A 19,459-nucleotide genomic window follows, 5' to 3' on the forward strand; every position below is an offset into this window, starting at 1 on the left:
TACCCAACGAGTTTCACTTATGAGTTCACAACACCAAGGCGCTTCACTGGGCGACTATCTAAAAGCCCTGCCACAATACCTCCTGCCCCATCACGCCTTATCACGAGTGATCTACTTTTTTACCCGCCTCAAAACACCGCTAAAAAACCCCGTTGGACGCTGGTTCATTAAAACCTTCAAAGTTGATATGAGCGAAGCTCAAGAAGCCAATATCGAAGCGTACGCCAGCTTCAACGAATTTTTCACCCGTGAGCTAAAAACCGGCTTGCGCCCCATCGACCCGACTGAACATGGCCTCACCAGCCCCGTGGACGGCACCGTTTCACAAGCCATGCCGATTGAAAATGGTTCGGTTTTTCAAGCCAAGGGGCGTGACTACACTCTACTAGAACTGCTTGGTGGTGATGCCGACCTGACCGCACGTTTCGACGGTGGCATCTTCAGCACCCTCTATCTTTCACCGCGAGACTACCACCGCATTCACATGCCTCAAGAAGGCACACTCAAACAGATGATCTACATTCCAGGCCGTCTGTTCAGCGTTGCCGCTCACACCGTGCGCGTAGTGCCGCGCCTGTTTGCCCGCAACGAACGGGTGGTCGCGCTGTTTGAAACCGAACACGGCCCCTTAGCAATGGTGCTGGTGGGAGCGATGAACGTCTCCGCCATCGACACCGTTTGGCAGCAGAAGATCACCCCCAGCAAAGGCAAAGGCGTTCGCCGCTGGGACTACTCTGATGAGCAGGCCATCACCCTCAAACAGGGCGAAGAGATGGGGCGCTTTAATATGGGTTCTACGGTGATTCTGGTCGCCAGTGCAGGCGCGCAGTGGAGTGAGCATCTGCAAGCCGGTGAACCGGTACGCATGGGGGAATTGATTGGCCAACGGGCCATATCATCCAAATAAAAAACCAGTAGAGAGAAGGCACGCCTTCTCTCTCAGCCTATTTTTTAAATTTAAACCCGCAACTTACCCGTCAACACCCCCATTTCATCCAGCAAACCGTAACGCTGTAACCACTGCACCGCATCCTCTGCATCTCTTTCAAACCAGACCTGCGCCGAACCAAGGCGAAAGCTGTAACCCCACGCATCCATATCCAACCACATGCGCTTTCGCCCCATTGGCAAACGTTCTGCCAACAGAATTTGCAGATAACAAACCCCGTTTTCTTCGTCGTAATCACCCGCCGCATCGGTGTCCAGCGCCGCCCGACGCTGACCGTCCATGCAGAGGTAATGACACGCTTCATGCAGTGCCGAATGCACCGGCGTATCAGGGCGAACATAGAGCCGATTGGCCACCAACCCCGCCTCTTCATCCCCCCAAAAACTGCCGGTAATCGTCTCACCCTCAGCCAGCCAAATCAGTTGCAGACCGTATTCGGCCAACACCGCCTCTAAAGCCTTCGGCTCCAATTCAGCACAACGCAAAACAGAATTCATCACGCCCTCTCAATGGAAAAGGCCAACACATCACGAATGTGCTCCGCCCCACTCAATACCATCAACAGCCGATCCAACCCCAAAGCCACCCCCGCACAAGCGGGCATCCCCGCCTGCAAGGCAGCAATTAAATTGTAATCCAGCGGTGGTTGAGCCAATCTCCGCACTTGACGCTGTTGCAACTCCGCTTCAAAACGCGCCTGCTGCTCAGCGGCATCCAGCAGCTCATGAAAACCGTTCGCCAGTTCTAACTCGCCCCAATAACACTCAAAACGCTCGGCAATCGACGGATCATCAATCGAAAGCCGCGCAAGAGACGCTTGTGATGCAGGGTAGTGGTAAATAAAAGTAGGCCGATCAAGAGGAAAACAAGGTGCAACGCCTTGGCTCATCAGCCAATCAAGCAAGCTATCTCGACTCTCATCCTCTGGAAAATGAGGTGCAGACACCGGCAAACCTTCAATCACCTGATGCAGTTCAGCCACGGCAGCCGTCAGCGGGTTCAGATTCAAAAAGCGCTCAAAGGCCTGCTGATAACTCAATTTCAACGCAGGAGGAGATTCCGGCAGCAAAACCAGCAACAACGCCTCTACCTCAGCCATCAAAGAAAAATGATCAAAACCAAGCCGATACCACTCCAACAAAGTAAATTCAGGGTTGTGATAACGCCCCTGCTCGCCTTGACGAAACACTCGGCTGACTTGGTAAATATCACCCAGATCGGCAGCCAACAGGCGTTTCATGGCAAATTCGGGCGAACTGTTGAGAAAACAGCGCCGCCCATCGGCCAGTACGGTCTGCAAACATTCAATATGAGGATCGCTGCCTGCGGCGTTGGAGAGAATGGGGGTCTCCACTTCCAACACCTGCCGCTGAGCAAAAAAGGCACGAATCTGCACCAACATCTGTGCCCGCTGCTGCAACCGGCTTAACGACGCCGTTGGCCGCCACTCAAGCGCCAAAATCTACGACTTCACGCGAGAGACATACTCACCAGTACGGCTATCAATTTTCAACATTTCACCCTCTTCGATAAACAGCGGCACCCGCACCGTCGCACCGGTTTCCAATGTGGCCGGTTTGGTTCCACCCTGCGCCGTATCACCCTTCACACCGGGATCCGTTTGTGCCACCGCCAACTCAACAAAATTTGGCACCGCCACACTCAAAGGCGCACCGTTCCAAAGAGTCACATTGCAAATCTCTTGTTCCTTGAGCCATTTAGAGGTATCACCCACCGCCATCGCATCAGCCGCAATTTGTTCAAACGTGGCCGCATCCATAAAGTGCCAAAATTCACCGTCGTTGTAGAGGTATTGCAGATCCACATCCATCACGTCTGCCGCTTCCACGCTTTCACCCGACTTAAAGGTTTTCTCCACCACACGACCGGTTTTAAGATTACGTACTTTGACCCGACTGAACGCCTGACCTTTTCCGGGTTTTACAAACTCATTTTCCACAATCGTATGCGGATCGTTGCCCAACATAATTTTAAGACCGCTTTTAAACTCATTGGTACTGTAGGTTGCCATGCTGACCTCTGTTAGAATTACGAAAAAAATTGACCGGCCTATGATACCCCGAAGCGACCCCTTACAGCAGCCATCGCAATGGCAAAAAGAGCTGGCCTGCGCCATCCGCGAGCCAAAAAAACTCTATCACGCACTGGAGTTAAACCCAGACACCCTAAATGGCAGCCTCGCCGCCCACAAATCCTTCCGCTTGCTGGTGCCGCACGCCTATCTGGCCAAGATGAAAAAGGGCGATAAAAACGACCCCCTGCTGCTGCAAGTGCTGCCGCGCGAGATTGAAAATCAGACCGTCAGTGGTTTTGGCATCGACCCCGTTGGCGATCTGGCCGCCACGCAGACCCCCGGCCTGCTGCACAAATACCACGGTCGCGCCCTGCTCATCACCACCGGAGCCTGTGCAATCCACTGCCGTTACTGCTTTCGTCGTCATTTTCCCTACAACGCAAGCAATGCCAGCAGCCACCATTGGCAACCGGCTCTGGACTATTTGCACGCCAACAATGAAATCCATGAAGTGATTCTCAGTGGTGGCGACCCGTTGACGCTTTCTGACAAAAAATTGGCAGATCTGAGTCAAAAACTTGACGACATCCCCCACCTGCGCACCTTACGTATCCACACTCGCCTGCCTTTGGTGTTGCCGAATCGGATCAACGACGCACTTCTACACTGGCTGAGAAAAAGCCGCTTAAAAGTGGTTTTTGTCCTGCACGCCAATCACGCCAATGAGATCGACCACGACGTAAAACAGGTCTGCCAACACCTGCGGCATATTGGCGTGACCTTATTAAATCAGACCGTACTGCTTAAAAGAATCAACGACAGCGCAGAAAGCCTGATACAACTGAGCCACGCGCTGTGGGGCGCTGGAGTACTGCCCTACTACCTGCATTTATTGGATCGAGTTCAGGGCAGCGCCCATTACGAGTGTTCAATGCCAACCGCCTTGAGCCTTATGCAAACCTTACGAGAACAATTACCCGGCTATCTGGTACCAAAACTGGTACGAGAGGAGGCAGGCAAACAATTCAAAACCCCCATTCCAGATAAATTGGCATAACTTAAGCGTCAAAACGGATTATCGTTACATACGAGCATTTAACTGTGCCTGAATATCCAATAAATTTATGACTCCGGCGTTCAAAAGTCGCCATGCTTCACATTGTCAACTATCTATCAGGGTTAAGATTGACCCATAATGAGATCTGGATTTTTTATAACAGGGACAAATTCGCTGACAGAGACAGCGTTAGAGAGCAATCACTTTGACAAACCCCAACAGTTTACGTCTTATCATTATCGACAGCGATTTTCACAACGCCGAAACCTGCAACAGCGCACTGCGTGCTATGGGTTATGCCATCAAACCAACCCGAGTAGCAACTCAAGATGATCTAGATGATGCGCTTAAAAATGACCCTTATGAATTGATCCTCTACTGCATTGGTGCAGAGGTTCTCAGTCTGCAAGAGACGCAACAATGTCTCAATAACAATCAAAAAAACATCCCCGTTATCGCCTTAAGCAACAAACAAAATGAAAAAATTAATCCTGCTGAAATTATGCAACAAGGCGCTACCGATCTGATTCAAAGTGAAAACTTTCAACATCTAAAACAGGTCATCAAACGCGAACGCCGCCACTTTCAAAATCAACAACATCTGGAAAAAATAAATACCCTCTACAGTCACAGCGAAAAACGCTCGCAAGCGTTGATGAACAGCTCCCGTGATGCCATCGCCTACATTCACGACGGCATGCACATCCAAGTCAACGCGACCTATTTGGAGCTGTTTGGTTTAGAAGAAGAAGATATAACCAGCACACCCATCATGGATATGGTGACCACCGATCATCAGAATAAACTCAAAGAATTTTTACGTCATCAGCACAAAAACAAAAAAAGTCAGTGGCAAATTAGCGATTCAACTGCTGCACTCAGACCAAAAAACCCCCTTTAGCGGCGAAATGGAGTTCTCTCCCGCCAGCATCGACGGCGAGCAGTGTACTCAAATTATCATTCGTGATCGCAGCGATGCCAAAGAACTGGAACGCAAACTTCTACATCAAAGCCGTACCGACTCACTCACCAGCCTTTACAACCGCCAACACCTCACCACTCTGCTAGCACAAGAGGCAAAAAAAGCAAAAAATGGCAACCACAAAGCCACCTTGCTGCAAATTCGTCTTGACGATCTGGGTACCATTCAAAAAACCTGCGGAATTATCGGTGCCGATCAATTTTTAGTCGCCATCAGCAAAGTCTTGCGTGAGGTAGCTGATCCCAAAGACCTGCTGTTTCGCTTTACCGGCCCAACCTTTATGCTGCTCAGCCATGAAAGTGATACTGAAAAAGCCAAGCACTACGCGCAACGGATCATCTCTCGGGTTGAAAAATACATCTGCACCCTAAGCGGTCACACCACCTCCAGCAGCTGCTGCATCGGTATTTGCCAAATCGACGACAGCACCAAAACCGCTACCGATATTTTGTCACGCTCAGATCGAGCCCTAAATACCGCCATCGACAATAAAGACGACGACAGCAGTTTGTCTCTCTATCAACCCAACACGGCTGAACAAAGTCAAAAGCAAGTGGATCACACTTGGGCACAAAACATCACCAAAGCATTGAGGAATAATGGCTTTCGTCTTTTATATCAACCTATCGTGGCACTGGAAGGCGATCACACCGAACGCTACGAAGTGGACATTCGCCTGCTGGATGAAAACAATAAAGAGTTGGCACAAACCGAATTTCTCAATGCAGCTCAACGCACCGGCCTCTCCCGTGGCATCAACCGCTGGACAATCAACAAAGCCATTGAGCAACTGCACAAAAAACACAAATCAGGCAACAACACGGTCTTTTTTATCAAATTGACCAAAAATGCTCTACAAGATCCCGACCTGTTTCGTCACATTCATCAACAGATCAAAACCGTTCGCATCGCACCGGACAGCTTGGTTTTTGAGATTGAAGAAGAGACTGCCCACAGTCAGCTGAAGCAAGCCCGCGCCTTTGCCAAAGCACTGTTACAGATCAACTGTCGAGTGGCCATATCCAACTTTGGACGCAGTGCCAAACCGTTCCAACTGTTTAAACACGTACCGGCTCAATACCTCAAAATTGATGACGACCTGATGGAAGAGCTAAGCAGCAACAGCGAAAGCCAAGCTGTGGTGCAGGCCATTATGGCCGAAGCAAAATTGAAAAAAATCGCCACCATCGCTCCCGGAATTGAAAATGCCAACAGCCTTTCCGTGCTCTGGAGCATGTCTGCCGATTACATCCAAGGCGGATTTTTACGCCACGCCAGCGAAAACCTCGATTACGATTTCAGTGCCATGAGCGCTTAACCCCCTTTCTCAAGCAAAAAAATGAGATCTTTTCCTATTGTCGGGAAGGCCTCTACTGACATACACTCACACACTTCATGACCCCAACAAACGGCACGGAGCTTGTGTGCGCTGTTCATCACAAAAACCACACCGCTCACTCAGCTTAAAAAAAACTTAAGCAATGGATCACGTTTTTACTCACTGGATTCGCTTACGATAGAGCCATCAAAACTTTCTCCATCACCTTAAAAAGAGTCAGACGCATGGACATAAAATTATCCACACTTTCAGCGGGCATTTTAACCTGCACATTAGCCAGCTTCAGTCACTCCGCATTCGCTCTTAGCCCCATCGCCTTAGAAGGTGAAACACTGTACGGCAACCTCTGCGCCGGTTGTCACGGCAGCAATCCGGCCAATGACAAACGTCGCATCACCCGTGGCGTTACCGCCGCCGCCATTATCGGCTATCACGGCACCGGAAAATCCAGCACTGCTGAATCAACTAAAATCGCCACCTACATCGACGAAGTCATTAACGGCAGTCCTGTGACGGCTCCAACCACGCCACCGCCGCCCGCCCCGACACTCTCAGGAGCCGACCTTTACGCCGCCGCGTGTTCTGGCTGTCACGGCGCGGATCCTGCCAATGGCCGCAATAAAATAGCCAGAGGCACCAGTGCCAGCACCATTGTGGGCAAACATGGAACCCAATATTCATCCAGTACCGAATCCGCTTTAATTGCCACCTACATCAGTGGCCGCGTGGCTCCCGTACCAACACCACAACCCACCACTCCACCACCTGCTCCGGTTATTCCTCCCAGCAGCAATTTACTTCCGGTTGTGGATTTTAGAAACGGTGTCTACCCTACACCCAATTATCAAGGCACCCAAGACACCTACATCTCACAAATCACCCCCGATGTGAATCATGGCAATGAAACAACCTTACTCATTGATGGAGCCAACCCCAGCCCCAATGATGAAAGCACCTTAATCTCTTGGGACATCACCAGCATCCCCAGCAACGCCACCATCGACACAGTGAAACTCACCTTCAATGTCACCAATCCAACGGATCAAGCCTACGGCATCTATCAAGCCTTAAAACCTTGGGTAGAAAACCAAGCCACCTGGGTCAACTACGCGGCTGGACAAGCCTGGACTCAAGCCGGTGCCAATCTGCTCTCTGAAACCTTAAGCAACAGCGGTGTGGTCACCACCAACAGCAACCCAGATCGAGGCGTGTTAGTGGACACGGTCAACGTCATCGACACCGTCACCTCCGCGTCTACCTTCAACCCAACAGCCATCGTACTGACACTCAACAGTTTGGGCGTTGATATGGTGCAAGGCTGGGTTAATGGCAATCAACCCAACTACGGCATCATCATCGCCGACACCAACGTCACCAACGGTCTGGACATTTCATCCAGCGAAGATCCCGTGCTTAATAATCGTCCCAAACTTTCTGTCAGTTACACCGTTCCTAACGGCACCGCAGGCGAAACTGGAACTGGAACTGGAACTGGAACTGGAACTGGAACTGAACTGAACTGGAACTGGAACTGGAACTGGAACTGGAAACACCACACCACCTGCGGACAACAACACCCAATCCGGTCAAGCCATCTACGCCAATGCGTGCGCAGGTTGCCACGGCAGCGATCCTGCCAACGGCAGAAACAAAATCGACCAAGGCACCGTTGCCACAAAAATCACCGCCAAACACAGCTTTGTCACCTCAGGCGATGCCGATAAAGTAGCCGCTTACATCAGTGCTGCACTGACCGGCCAACCGGCACCAACCGCACCCGTAGTCATTCCTCCTCCACCTGCGCCCGTCACCTCCAGCAACGGCGCACAACTCTACGCCGACCAATGTGCGGTCTGTCATGGAGCCAACCCCGCCAATGGCGACAACAAAATTGATCTGGGTACCAATAAAGCGATCATTCTGGGCAAACACAGCTTTGTGATTGATGCCGACGCAACAGAAATCGCCGCCTTTATCCAAACCTCGCTCAATAATGCCGCCGCGCCAATTGGCAGCAACAACACCGGCACCGGCAGCAGCACCGCCAGCCCCTCGCAGCTCTACGCTGACCTCTGCTCCAGCTGTCACGGCGATGATCCCGCCTATGACAATTTTGGTATTCTCGTGGCCGCAACCGACGCCGCTCGAATTGACCACTACTTTGTGAAACAAGACGATGCGGCCAAAATCGTACCCTTCATTCAAGAGCGCAAAGCAGCAGCAGACACCGCAGCAGCCGTGCGCTTGCCCACGCCCACAACAACAAGCAGCTCCACCAGTAGCGGTGGCGCACTCACTCCCCTCTGGCTGATGTTGCTCGGCCTCATCGGCTTAGCACGCCGTCGAGGTTAAAAACTAAGCCCACAAAAAAGCCCCAGACTGTTTTCAGTCTGGGGCTTTTTTTTGCCTGCATTTTAACGCTTAAAATACTGAAGCTAGGTTAACCTTTACCCAGCACCACCTTCTGCACACTCTGGAAACCTCGTGGCAACTTGCTGCCCCGCCGTCCTCTTTCGCCTTGGTAACTGTCCAACTCATCGTACTTCAAGCGTGTCAGGCGTTTGCCACTGTAAAGCGTCAGCGACTCACCCACTGGCAGCGACAACAACCCCACCAGCTTCTCCTCACCGCTTTTCAATTTCGCCGCCGGAATACCGATGATTTTATTGCCCTTACCACGCGCCATTTCCGGCAACTCGGTGATCGCGTAACTGAGCAAGTACCCGCCACTGCTCACCGCCACCACCCGATCCCGTTGATGATTAAAGATCGGCACCGGCATCATCACTTTCGCCCCGGCAGGCACACTCAACACCACCTTACCGGCTTTATTGCGACTGATCAGATCCGCCAATTTAGCCACAAAACCGTAACCGGCATCGCTGGCCAACAGGTAACGTTCTTCTGGATCACCCATCATCACCGCCACAAAATGCGCACCATCGGCGGGCTTCAAACGCCCCGCCAAAGGCTCACCCAAGCTGCGCGCCGAAGGCAGGGTGTGCGCGGGCAAAACATAGACCCTTCCTGTGGACTCCAAAAACAGCGCCAATTGATTGCTCTTGCCGCAGGCCGAAGCTTGGAACCCATCCCCAGATTTGTAATTCAAACCCGCCGCATTGACCTCATGACCTTTGGCTGCGCGCACCCAACCCCGCTGTGACAGCACCACCGTCACCGCTTCGCTGGGCAGCAGATCACTCTCATCCATCGCTCTCGCCGCTGGGCGCTGCTCCAAGCCCGTCCGACGCGCATCGCCGTACAATTTGACATCCGCCAATAGCTCTTTTTTGATCAGTGTCTTTTGTCGCCGTTCCGAAGCCAACACGGTTTCCAACTGCGTGCGCTCTTTGGCCAATTCGCCCTGTTCCCCACGAATTTGCACCTCTTCCAGCTTGGCCAGATGGCGTAGCTTCAGATCCAGCACCGCATCGGCCTGCAGCTCACTCAAACCGAAACGCACCACCAGCTCCGCACGCGGATCATCCTCTTCACGAATGATGGCGATCACCTCATCAATGTTCAAAAAGGCGATCAGTAACGCATCTAAAATGTGCAGCCGCGAAAGCACTTTATCCAAGCGCCACTGCAAACGACGGCGCACAGTATCGCTGCGAAACTGCAACCATTCGGTCAAGATAGTACGCAAATTTTTCACCTGAGGACGACCGTTGGTGCCGATCATATTCAGATTGACGCGATAACTGCGCTCCAGATCCGTGCTGGCAAACAGATGCAACATCAAAGCATCACGATCCCATTTTCGACCTTTAGGGACAATCACCAAGCGCGTCGGGGTCTCATGATCCGATTCATCGCGCAGATCCTCCACCATCGGCAGTTTTTTCGCCTGCATCTGCTGCGCGATTTGCTCCAAAATTTTCGCCCCCGAGACCTGATGCGGCAATTCGGTGATGATAATCTCACCCTCTTCCTGCTCGTAACGGGCGCGCATCCGCACCATGCCTTTGCCCGTTTGATACATCTGCCGCAGCTCCGCAGAGCTGCTGACAACCTCACCACCCGTGGGATAATCCGGCCCTTTGATCAGCTCGTACAGCGCATCATCAGAGAGGTTCGGCTTCTCCAGCATCGCCACACACGCGGCAACAATCTCACCTAAATTGTGCGGTGGAATGTCCGTTGCCATTCCCACCGCGATGCCGGTGGTGCCGTTCAATAAAATATGCGGCAAGCGCGAGGGCAGCAGAGTCGGCTCTTTCAAGGTGCCATCAAAATTCGGTGCCCACTCCACCGTCCCCTGCCCCAACTCTTGTAACAACGATTTGGCAAAAGGTGACAGGCGCGACTCGGTGTAACGCATCGCTGCAAAAGATTTAGGATCATCCGCCGAACCCCAGTTGCCCTGACCGTCCACCAACGGGCAGCGATAGGAAAACGGCTGAGCCATCAACACCATCGCCTCATAACAAGCCGAATCGCCATGAGGATGGAACTTACCCAACACATCCCCCACGGTGCGCGCTGATTTTTTATGTTTGGAGCTGGCCGACAATCCCAATTCCGACATGGCATAAATGATGCGCCGCTGCACCGGTTTCAGGCCGTCACCGATGTGCGGCAAGGCTCGATCTAAAATCACGTACATGGAATAATCCAAGTACGCCTTTTCGGTAAATTCGCTTAACGCTTGGCGTTCAACGCCGTCGTGACTCAACTCATTGCCCATAACAGACTCTCACTGCCTCTTTAAATTTTATAGTTTGATCTGATCTTGCTCGTCATTCCCGCGCACGCGGAAATCCAGATAAAGTCTTGACCAGCTCGCATAGATTCCCGCCTTCGCGGGAATGACGGATCTTATCAGCGCCAAGTCGGGTCTTATCAGCGCCAAGTCGGGTCTTATCAGCGCCAAATCAGTGTGGCCATGCGTCCCGTCTGATTCTCTCGTCGATAGGAGAAAAACCGCGCATCGCTAAAGGTGCAATGGTCGCCGCCGTAAACCTGCTCCACTCCCGCACGGCGCAGACGGTTTTTCGCCAAACAATAAAGATCCGCCAACCAACGATCACCCTCGGCCACAAAGGCCGCTTCATCCTCGGCGTGTTGCTGCACAAAGGCCTCCACCACCTCCGCTCCCACCTGAAACGCTTGAGCAGAAATAGCCGGCCCGAGCCAAACCATCACCTGATTGCCTCGCACCGGCAGCGTTGCCAAAGTCTGCTCCACAATACCAGCAGCCAAACCACGCCAACCGGCGTGCGCGGCAGCAATGTAACGCCCATCCAAGCTGCAATAGAGCAGCGGCAGGCAGTCGGCGGTCAACACCGCACAGACCCGACCCGCCGCATCGCTCCAAATGGCATCGGCATTAGACGGAGACCCCATTAGAGCCAAGGGCGCTTTGATAATCTCTCGGCCATGAACCTGATTAAGCCACTGCGGTTCAGCGGGTAATTTAGCGTGGTGCCGTAACAAACGCCGATTCTGCGCCACCGCCTCTGGATTATCACCCACATGAGAAGCCAAATTAAACCCATCAAACGGCGCTTGGCTAACCCCACCAATTCGCAATGTGCTCAGTGCCTGCACCCCTTTTGGCGCAGGCCAATCAGGGCGCAGCAGATCAATCAAAGCCATTGATCTTCATGTCCTCTTGCAACGCCGCCAACAGGCGTTGAAAATCTTCCGGCAGCTCCATTGTCCACGCCATCTCTTCGCCACTGACAGGATGAATCAGTGCCAAACGTGCGGCGTGCAAAGCTTGGCGTTTAAAGTTTTGCAAACAGTGACGCAGAGGCGTGTCACCGCCAGCGGGGTTTCTCAACCGACCGCTGTAGACTTGATCGCCCACCAAAGGCAGATGAATGTGCGCCATATGCACTCGAATTTGATGAGTACGCCCCGTTTCCAATTTCAAACGCAGGTGCGTGTGCGCGGTAAAACGCTGCAACACGCGGTAATGGGTGATGGCCTCCTTGCCTCCCATGCGCACCGCTACCCGCCGCCGATCCGACGGATGCCGCCCTAACGGTTCATCTACCGTGCCACCGGCCACCGCCGTGCCGTAAGCCACGGCTTCGTACTCGCGGCTGACGGAACGGGCTTGCAGCTGATCCACCAAGTGTTTGTGCGCTTGCAGGGTTTTCGCCACCACCAACAGACCGGTGGTCTCTTTATCCAACCGATGCACAATGCCCGCTCGTGGCAGCTGAGCCAAGGAAGGATTGTGTGCCAATAAACCGTTGAGCAAGGTGCCATCGTGGTTACCCGCCCCTGGGTGCATCACCAACCCAGCCGGTTTGTTGATCACCATAACGGCCTCATCTTCAAACAAAATATCCAGCGACATCGGCTCCGCTTGCGCTTGGCTAACCACCTCCAGCTGCACCTTCAATACAATCTGCTCGCCACCAAGCAATTTATGCCGTGGCACCGACGGTTTGCCATCCAACAGCAGATGCCCTTGTTTGATCCAGCCACTCAAACGGCTGCGAGAGTAGTCTGGCAGCAGCTTGGCCACGGCCTGATCGAGGCGTTTACCCGCCCATTCGGGGGGAATTTCTAAGCTTTCTTCTACGGTTTCAAACATAATTAAGACAAATCCTGGCGGTTCAACCACCCTGCAAGCAATGATTGGGTATAATACGCAACTTTGCTGCTCTTTAGATGGAAAACTCGATGAAATTTCGCCTGTTACTGATCTCAATCACTTTGTTACTGAACGCTTGCGCTTCCTTGGAGAAGGAGGAGTCGGCTGATTGGAAGGCAGAACAGTTTTATAAACAGGCCAAACGTGATCTGGACAAAGGCAGTTTTGAACAAGCCATCGCCAACTTTCAGCTGCTGGAAGCCCGTTATCCTTTTGGCTCCTACACTCAACAAGCGCAGCTCGATCTGGCTTACGCGTATTACAAATTTGATGAGCACCTCTCGGCCATTTCATCGGCGGATCACTTTATTAAGCTGCATCCACGACATCAAAACGTCGATTACGCCTACTATCTGAAGGGCTTGGCCAATTTTCATCGTGGCCAAGGTTTAACAGAAAAGTTCTTTAAGCGCGATTACAGCAAAATCAATCAGCGTCAACTCAAAGACGCTTACCAGAGTTTTGATACCTTAATCCGTAAGTTTCCCGACAGCCGTTACAACGCCGATGCCCGTCAGCGAATGATTTTTCTGCGCAACAAAATGGCGCAACACGAGCTGCAAACGGCGCAGTACTACTTCAAACGCAGCGCCTACATCGCCGTCGTCAATCGCGGCCACTACATACTGAGCCACTTTGACGGTGCGCCCAGCATCCCCAACACCCTCGCACTGATGGCACAGGCCTATGAAAAATTGGATATGCCAGAGTTAGCCAAAGAGAGTTGGCAGATTTTGCAGGAGAATCAAGCGGATCATCCGGCTTTGGCGAGCCGTTGAGAGTTTCAGGCAAACTGTTTTCGCTTCCGTATATCTCACTTTTTGGGTGGTATACAAAACTGTATAATCACTTGTTATATTGCTCAAAACCAAGCGTCGTGCCAAAGGGGATAAATATTTATGGAATTATCAGTTCTAACAAAAAAGAGACGAGAGCATATTAAGTCGTGTCGTGATAATAATGATAATTCACATGGAATAATAGCTGGTCTATATTCCGACCCTTCTCATTTTATCTATGAGATTTTGCAAAACGCAGATGATGCGGGTGCATCAGAAGTAATATTTGGATTAACACTGAAGTCATTATCAATAACACATAATGGCAATAAACTATTTAATTTTGACGATGTTGACTCTATAACAACCGTTGGTTCATCAACAAAAAAGGATGATGTAAATTCAATAGGCACATTCGGAGCAGGTTTCAAGTCTGTTTTTGCAATCACAAAAACACCACATATCCATTCAGGAAACTTTCATTTTAAAATTACCAACTTCATAGTTCCAGAGGAAATAGCCCCAGCAAATATTGGTGAAAAAACTACACAGTTCACTTTGCCATTTAATCATCCTGGCATTTCCTCTGATATTGCTTACAAGCAAATATCTGATCGTTTGCAAGCATTGGAATCAGAATCGTTGTTATTTTTGCATAATATTAAAGAAATTCAATGGAGGACTGAAACTGATAGCGGGCATTATCTATCAGAAATTGACGGTAATAAGGCAAGTTTGATCTCCATGGTTAATGAAGAGGGCAACCTGACAGAATATTTTTGTTCACAAAAAATATTGAAGTTGATGATACAATGCTAAATATCATTGTTGCTTATCCATTAAATAGCAATGGGGAAATCGTTCCAGTACATGATTCTAAATTATTTGTATTCTTTCCAACGAATGAAAGAATCGGATTCAAATTTTGGTTCACGCCCCGTATAAAACGACCCCCAGTAGAGAGTCGATTCCTTTTGATGATAGTCAAAATCTGCTTATTACAGCGGAATTATCCGCTTTAGTCTCCGAAAGTATAATCGGTTTAAAAAATAGTGGCTTACTGAATGTTGATGTTCTATCAATACTACCAATTGATTCTGAAAATGAACATCCAATATATTGTGCGACATTCCACAAAGTTAAGTCTATTTTTTACAAATGAGGCACTATTGCCAACGGTAACTGGGGGTTATGAAAGCGCAGATAAGACCATACTAGCAAGAGAAAGAGAGTTAACTAACCTGTTGGAAAATACAGATTGCTCAAAACTTTTCAACAGAAAAACTTGGCTGAATACCGATATAACATACGATAAAACAAGGATATTAAGGGATTATTTGACTGGAGAGTTAGGTATACCTGAAATTACGATGCAAAAGTTTTGTTCCGAAATTACTGAAGAATTTATCAAGGTAAAGCCAGATAGCTGGATTGTAGAATTTTATTCAAGTATTACAAAAACAAAGCCCTTTATAGAGTTAGTGCAGGCTACCAAAAAAGGGGGTTTTACGTGAGCGCCCAATTATTAGACTAGAAGATGGCTCGCATATTTGCCCTGAGAATAGTTCAGGAGACATACAGGTTTATCTACCAACAAAAGATGATTCGAAGTTTAAAACAGTAAAAAGGGCTTTAGTTGATATTGACGAATCCAGTGAGTTCCTAAAAAGCCTTGGTCTTGTAGCCCCAAGTCAGATTGCAGAAATTAAGGAATTCATTATTCCAAAATATCAAGGCGCTATTATAGAGAAAGAGGAGTACATAGAGGATGTTAAATTAGTCATAGGAACTTGGGTGGACTCTAACCAGTATCAAAAAAATGAAATATGTGATCTGCTAAAATCATGTTGGTTTGTCCGTAGTAAAAATCAGGTGGGTGATATTTCTTTCCAAAAGCTGGAGGATACATATGTATATTTCGATTCAAAAATATTATTAAGTTGGTTTTCTGAAGGAACAGATAAAACAATTTATTTTATTCATATTGGTTTAGAGATTACTAATGAAATTAAAGACTTTTTCAAGTGCCTTGATGTAGATGACACTTTAAAAATAATTGAAGAGGAAGATTCTGTTTCAAATATAGATAGTCGGTATGTTCAACGTATAGATGGCTTTAATCCAAACATCAAAATCAACGGTCTAGAATATTCACTTGAAAATATCAATAAATTTCGCTCTACTTTTTGTGGCAATTTTTATTAACTAACAACCCCAGCAGGTTGTCTGGACGAACAAAAAGGAAAAACTACTTATACGAGGAATTTAGGACAGGAGACATCGAAAATGCTGAAATTTTGGAATCTTTGAAAGGAAAATACTGGCTATACAACAAAGAATCAATCCTAATTGAAAAGCCATTATCAGAAATATTGCTCAATGACTTAAACGACGACTATAACAAAGACCATAATAATACCGAAAAACTGGTTAAAGTGCTTGAGTTGAAACTCAATAAGGTTTCAGAGTTTGAAGAAGAAACTGGGTTAAAAGTTGTTAATAGAGAAAAATATGAGAAATGGATGAATGCACAAAGTGATGATTCCAGTGAAAATAATGAAGAATCTGTTTGGAGTCCTGACGTAAGCCCAGAAGAAGCAAACATAAGTATTGATGAGTCTGACTTTCAAGATCATTCACAAGAAGATTTATCTGGTCAGGGCACAAAAGAAAGCTCTGAAACTGATGATGCGGATAATAATGGTGACAATTCAAACAAACCCAAAGATAGTAAAGCGATAGGTGATTGGGGAGAATCTATTGCCAATGAATACTTGGTAAGAAAGTTTCCGAACAACGAAGTAGTTTGGCTAAATAAAAGTGGGAATGTCGGCAAGGGATACGATTTTGTAATAAGAGATAATGGCGAAGATATTGCCTACTACGAAGTCAAAAGCAAAACAGACGAGGTACCGCAACTATTTCTAATATCTGGTACACAGTGGGGCTGGGCGAGGAAATTACATAACTCAAAGAAAGGGGAAATGTATAAAATTTTGTTGATTTCTAATGCGGGCAAAAAAGAGCCGAAAGTTAGAGAAATAGTAAACCCTATTGAACTTTGGAATTCTGGAGAATTATATGCGGATCCAGTAAAAATTGAGCTGTAGCAGCATGAAAACGCAATATAACAAGGCGCTACACACGGACAAAATAAAGCTGCGTTCGTTCCTCACTACGCTTTATTTGTAAGCGCTCAATAAACCCCACCTTGAAGTGAGCAGTCACATCGCGTAGACCTTAAACTGAATTACTCACATTCCAAGGCAACAGCGCCTCAATCTCTTCAACGCAGTTGGCCTTGGGCAGTTCCGTAAAAACCCTTTTGAGGTAATGATACGGTTCTACCCCATTGGCTTTGGCCGTTTCAATCACACTGTACAGTGCCGCACTGGCCTGCGCCCCTTTTGCTGTATCACTGAAGAGCCAATTTTTTCGACCAATCACAAAGGGACGAAGGGCGTTTTCGGCTCCGTTGTTGTCAATCTCCAGACGACCGTCTTCAAGGTACACCTGCAACTTCTGCCAATTCTTATCCAGATAGCTCAACGCTTTACCCAACAGTCCTTTGGGCAAGACGTGATTCTGATTTTTGTCGAGCCAGGCTCGGAACTGTTGCAAGATCGGTTTGGCCTGCTGTTGCCGCACCCGTTTGCGCTCGTCGGGTGGCTGATCTTTGATCTGGCGTTCAATGCCGTAGAGCTTGCCGATAAAACTCAACGCCATGTCGGCTTTGCCGCTTTTGCTTTTGCCTCTGTTTTTTCCCTTCGGTTTGTTGGCCATTTGCGCCTCGATGAATTTACGTCGAGCGTGCGCCCAACAACCCAGAAGTTCGATCCCTGCCCACTGACCCAGAGCGTGGTAAGCGGCGTAGTCGTCGCTTTGCAAATAACCCTGATACCCGTCCAACAGCTGCTGGGCTACGGCACTCGCACGGCTCGCTGCGTAATGGAACAAGATGATGCGTTTTTCTGCTTCTCCACCACGGCGAATCCACATGTAAGAGCGTTGTTGAGCGCGGCGTTCGGTTTCATTGAGTACCTGTATCGGCGTCTCATCCATTTGAATCATCGCGCCTGCAAGCAGCTGATCTTGCAGTAAGTTGAGCAGTGGTTGAAGTAATTGACCCGAGCGGATCATCCAATAGGCTAAGGTTTGACGACTCAGCTCAATGCCGTGACGTTTTAGAATGTGGTGTTGTCGATAGAGCGGCAGAGCATCTTGGTATTTGGCAACGGCAACGTGTGCCAGCAACCCGGGGGCGGCGTTGCTTTTGGGAATCGGTTGCGCAGGCAAGGGGGCGGTGATCGGGGCGCTTTCACAGCGACGACAGGCGTATTTTTTTCGAACGTGAAGCAAGACCCTCAGTTGAGCCGGTATGATCTCCAGCTGTTCGCTGCTGACCTCACCAATGAGGTGGCGTTGGCAACCACAGGCGCAGCGCTTCTCTTCATCGGACAGGTCGTGTTCAATCCGAATCCGAGGCAGATGCTCGGGTAAGGGTTTGCGTCCCCGAGGTTTGGCGCGCGTCTGTGGGGCTGACTCACTTATGACGTTAGAGTCCTGCGCGTCCTGCGCGGCTTCCTCGACCTCGACCTCAGACGCTTCACTCTCTTCAAACGCTTCCGCTTCGTTAAAGAGGTCGTCTTGAACCTCACTTTTTTGTTGTTCACTGCTGCTGGAAAATTGTTTTTGCTGATAAAGACGCAGGTACTCTTCTAGAACCAAAATGCGCTGTTGTTGCGTCACAATGAGCTGTTGCTGCTCCTCAAGGAGAGCGTGTAGTGTTTTTACACTGCTGCTGAGAGGGTCACTGTTTTGGCGCGTTGTCATCAGAGCATTTTAACGCAAACCGAATGAGATTAACCTACGGAGTGAAAAAAGAGGCGTTCGTGTGGTTTATTATTCCAAAGATCAAATCCGTCCAGCAGTCGGTTTAACTCACTCACTGTGAGGGTCAGAGGTTCGCCTTCCTGCCACTCAGGCCATTTGAAGCGCTGTTTCTCCAGCCGTTTGTACCAGACGATAAAGCCGTTACGCTCCCAACAGAGCAGTTTGATTTTGTCTCGCGCTCGGTTGCAAAAGACAAACAGGGCTTCACTCATGGGAGGCAGATCCATCTCTTGCTCGACCAACAGGGAGAGACCGTTAATCGATTTACGCATGTCTACGGGGACGGTGTAGAGGTAGACGCTCACGTTGTCGCTCGGTCTTAACATCCTTTTGACCCTAGGCTGGCGTAGAGAATCGGTAAGACTTGGCTCAGTTGATCCAAGGGAACCGACAGTGAAACGCCATTAATACAGAGGTGCACAGGCTGATGGGATCTTGAGGGGACAGTGGAGGAATCAGGGCTGATCTGAAGGGCTTGAAAACGGGCTTTGACTGCGGTCTTCGTTGGTTGAGTGGAAACGTGAATGACACGAGGTTGCAGCCGCCGACGCCAGAGACTGAAATTGGCCAAGGTGATGCGAGCCTGTTGGCAGTAGGCTTTTTGGGTCAGACCGCTCTCGCTCCATTGGTTTAGGTGACGGTGCCATTGGGCTACTTTTGTGGTGCTGGTTTTGCTCATGAGGACCTCCTGTGAATGTGGAGGTACCGTAACTCAGACGTTCTGGGATGTTTAGGTGGGGTTTATTGAGCGCTTACGCACTAACCAAAGGGCAGTGCGCCGATAAAACCAAGCACTCAATCATGACATACAG

20 protein-coding genes are annotated in these 19,459 nt (G+C 49.4%); 11 read left to right on the forward strand and 9 right to left on the reverse strand.

The features are described 5' to 3' along the window. The first annotated feature begins 19 nt into the window (after positions 1 to 19). Positions 20 to 907: an archaetidylserine decarboxylase gene (gene asd, locus Q9O24_12640; protein MDQ7075960.1), complete on the forward strand. Its 888-nt coding sequence runs from the start codon at positions 20 to 22 to the stop codon at positions 905 to 907. A 50-nt stretch (positions 908 to 957) separates the two neighbouring features. Here the strand turns inward: asd and Q9O24_12645 are convergent, their stop codons facing one another. The 3 genes from Q9O24_12645 to efp are packed head-to-tail and all read right to left on the reverse strand — an operon-like array spanning position 958 to position 2,981. Beyond that, on the reverse strand, positions 958 to 1,446 hold the full coding sequence (locus Q9O24_12645) for a hypothetical protein (GenBank protein ID MDQ7075961.1): 489 nt from the start codon (positions 1,444 to 1,446) through the stop codon (positions 958 to 960). Next, a complete protein-coding gene (epmA, locus tag Q9O24_12650; GenBank protein MDQ7075962.1) occupies positions 1,446 to 2,411 on the reverse strand; it encodes an EF-P lysine aminoacylase EpmA in 966 nt (321 codons plus the stop codon). The genes Q9O24_12645 and epmA overlap by 1 nt, the downstream gene beginning before the upstream one ends. After that, a complete protein-coding gene (efp, locus tag Q9O24_12655) occupies positions 2,412 to 2,981 on the reverse strand; it encodes an elongation factor P (GenBank protein ID MDQ7075963.1) in 570 nt (189 codons plus the stop codon). A 40-nt stretch (positions 2,982 to 3,021) separates the two neighbouring features. On the opposite strand from efp, the gene epmB reads away from it, so the two are divergent. The 5 genes from epmB (at position 3,022) to Q9O24_12680 (ending at position 8,714) form a co-directional block, all read left to right on the forward strand. Next, a complete protein-coding gene (gene epmB, locus Q9O24_12660; GenBank protein ID MDQ7075964.1) occupies positions 3,022 to 4,041 on the forward strand; it encodes an EF-P beta-lysylation protein EpmB in 1,020 nt (339 codons plus the stop codon). Between the two features lie 205 nt (positions 4,042 to 4,246). Next, the gene (locus Q9O24_12665) at positions 4,247 to 4,942 is read left to right on the forward strand and encodes a PAS domain S-box protein (protein ID MDQ7075965.1); all 696 of its coding nucleotides are present in this window, start codon (positions 4,247 to 4,249) and stop codon (positions 4,940 to 4,942) included. 7 nt (positions 4,943 to 4,949) lie between these two features. Beyond that, the gene (locus Q9O24_12670) at positions 4,950 to 6,341 is read left to right on the forward strand and encodes a GGDEF domain-containing protein (protein ID MDQ7075966.1); all 1,392 of its coding nucleotides are present in this window, start codon (positions 4,950 to 4,952) and stop codon (positions 6,339 to 6,341) included. Positions 6,342 to 6,586: 245 nt separating this feature from the next. Further along, on the forward strand, positions 6,587 to 8,086 hold the full coding sequence (locus tag Q9O24_12675) for a DNRLRE domain-containing protein (protein MDQ7075967.1): 1,500 nt from the start codon (positions 6,587 to 6,589) through the stop codon (positions 8,084 to 8,086). A 214-nt stretch (positions 8,087 to 8,300) separates the two neighbouring features. Continuing rightward, a complete protein-coding gene (locus Q9O24_12680; GenBank protein ID MDQ7075968.1) occupies positions 8,301 to 8,714 on the forward strand; it encodes a GlyGly-CTERM sorting domain-containing protein in 414 nt (137 codons plus the stop codon). 88 nt (positions 8,715 to 8,802) lie between these two features. Here Q9O24_12680 and parC read toward each other — a convergent pair whose 3' ends face one another. The 3 genes from parC to rluD form a co-directional block, all read right to left on the reverse strand. Then, positions 8,803 to 11,052: a DNA topoisomerase IV subunit A gene (parC, locus tag Q9O24_12685; GenBank protein MDQ7075969.1), complete on the reverse strand. Its 2,250-nt coding sequence runs from the start codon at positions 11,050 to 11,052 to the stop codon at positions 8,803 to 8,805. A gap of 176 nt (positions 11,053 to 11,228) precedes the next feature. After that, entirely contained in the window at positions 11,229 to 11,957 is a 729-nt protein-coding gene (pgeF, locus tag Q9O24_12690) for a peptidoglycan editing factor PgeF (protein ID MDQ7075970.1), read from the reverse strand. Beyond that, a complete protein-coding gene (gene rluD / locus Q9O24_12695) occupies positions 11,950 to 12,915 on the reverse strand; it encodes a 23S rRNA pseudouridine(1911/1915/1917) synthase RluD (GenBank protein MDQ7075971.1) in 966 nt (321 codons plus the stop codon). Before rluD ends, pgeF begins: the two co-directional genes overlap by 8 nt. An 89-nt stretch (positions 12,916 to 13,004) precedes the next feature. Between rluD and Q9O24_12700 the strand changes: the two genes are divergently transcribed. From Q9O24_12700 to Q9O24_12720, 5 genes are all read left to right on the forward strand, one after another. Then, a complete protein-coding gene (locus Q9O24_12700) occupies positions 13,005 to 13,754 on the forward strand; it encodes an outer membrane protein assembly factor BamD (protein ID MDQ7075972.1) in 750 nt (249 codons plus the stop codon). Positions 13,755 to 13,874: 120 nt separating this feature from the next. Next, the gene (locus Q9O24_12705) at positions 13,875 to 14,573 is read left to right on the forward strand and encodes a hypothetical protein (GenBank protein ID MDQ7075973.1); all 699 of its coding nucleotides are present in this window, start codon (positions 13,875 to 13,877) and stop codon (positions 14,571 to 14,573) included. A gap of 350 nt (positions 14,574 to 14,923) precedes the next feature. Beyond that, the gene (locus tag Q9O24_12710; protein MDQ7075974.1) at positions 14,924 to 15,268 is read left to right on the forward strand and encodes a hypothetical protein; all 345 of its coding nucleotides are present in this window, start codon (positions 14,924 to 14,926) and stop codon (positions 15,266 to 15,268) included. A gap of 280 nt (positions 15,269 to 15,548) precedes the next feature. Then, positions 15,549 to 15,959 (forward strand): hypothetical protein, encoded by a 411-nt coding sequence (locus Q9O24_12715; protein ID MDQ7075975.1) that lies wholly within the window; start codon positions 15,549 to 15,551, stop codon positions 15,957 to 15,959. 92 nt (positions 15,960 to 16,051) lie between these two features. Further along, complete coding sequence (locus tag Q9O24_12720; protein ID MDQ7075976.1) at positions 16,052 to 16,864, forward strand: DUF3883 domain-containing protein; 813 nt, start codon at positions 16,052 to 16,054, stop codon at positions 16,862 to 16,864. A gap of 130 nt (positions 16,865 to 16,994) precedes the next feature. Here Q9O24_12720 and Q9O24_12725 read toward each other — a convergent pair whose 3' ends face one another. Genes Q9O24_12725 through Q9O24_12735 form a run of 3 tightly spaced genes read right to left on the reverse strand, consistent with a single transcriptional unit; the run spans position 16,995 to position 19,326 of the window. Further along, positions 16,995 to 18,587: an IS66 family transposase gene (locus tag Q9O24_12725; GenBank protein MDQ7075977.1), complete on the reverse strand. Its 1,593-nt coding sequence runs from the start codon at positions 18,585 to 18,587 to the stop codon at positions 16,995 to 16,997. A gap of 29 nt (positions 18,588 to 18,616) precedes the next feature. Then, the gene (gene tnpB, locus Q9O24_12730; protein ID MDQ7075978.1) at positions 18,617 to 18,973 is read right to left on the reverse strand and encodes an IS66 family insertion sequence element accessory protein TnpB; all 357 of its coding nucleotides are present in this window, start codon (positions 18,971 to 18,973) and stop codon (positions 18,617 to 18,619) included. After that, positions 18,967 to 19,326 carry a hypothetical protein gene (locus Q9O24_12735; protein MDQ7075979.1) on the reverse strand — a complete coding sequence of 120 codons (360 nt, stop codon included), beginning with the start codon at positions 19,324 to 19,326 and terminating at the stop codon, positions 18,967 to 18,969. Before Q9O24_12735 ends, tnpB begins: the two co-directional genes overlap by 7 nt. Between the last annotated feature and the right edge of the window lie 133 nt (positions 19,327 to 19,459).

The sequence above is a fragment of the Gammaproteobacteria bacterium genome (genome assembly GCA_030949385.1).
Lineage (GTDB): Bacteria > Pseudomonadota > Gammaproteobacteria > JAUZRS01 > JAUZRS01 > JAUZRS01.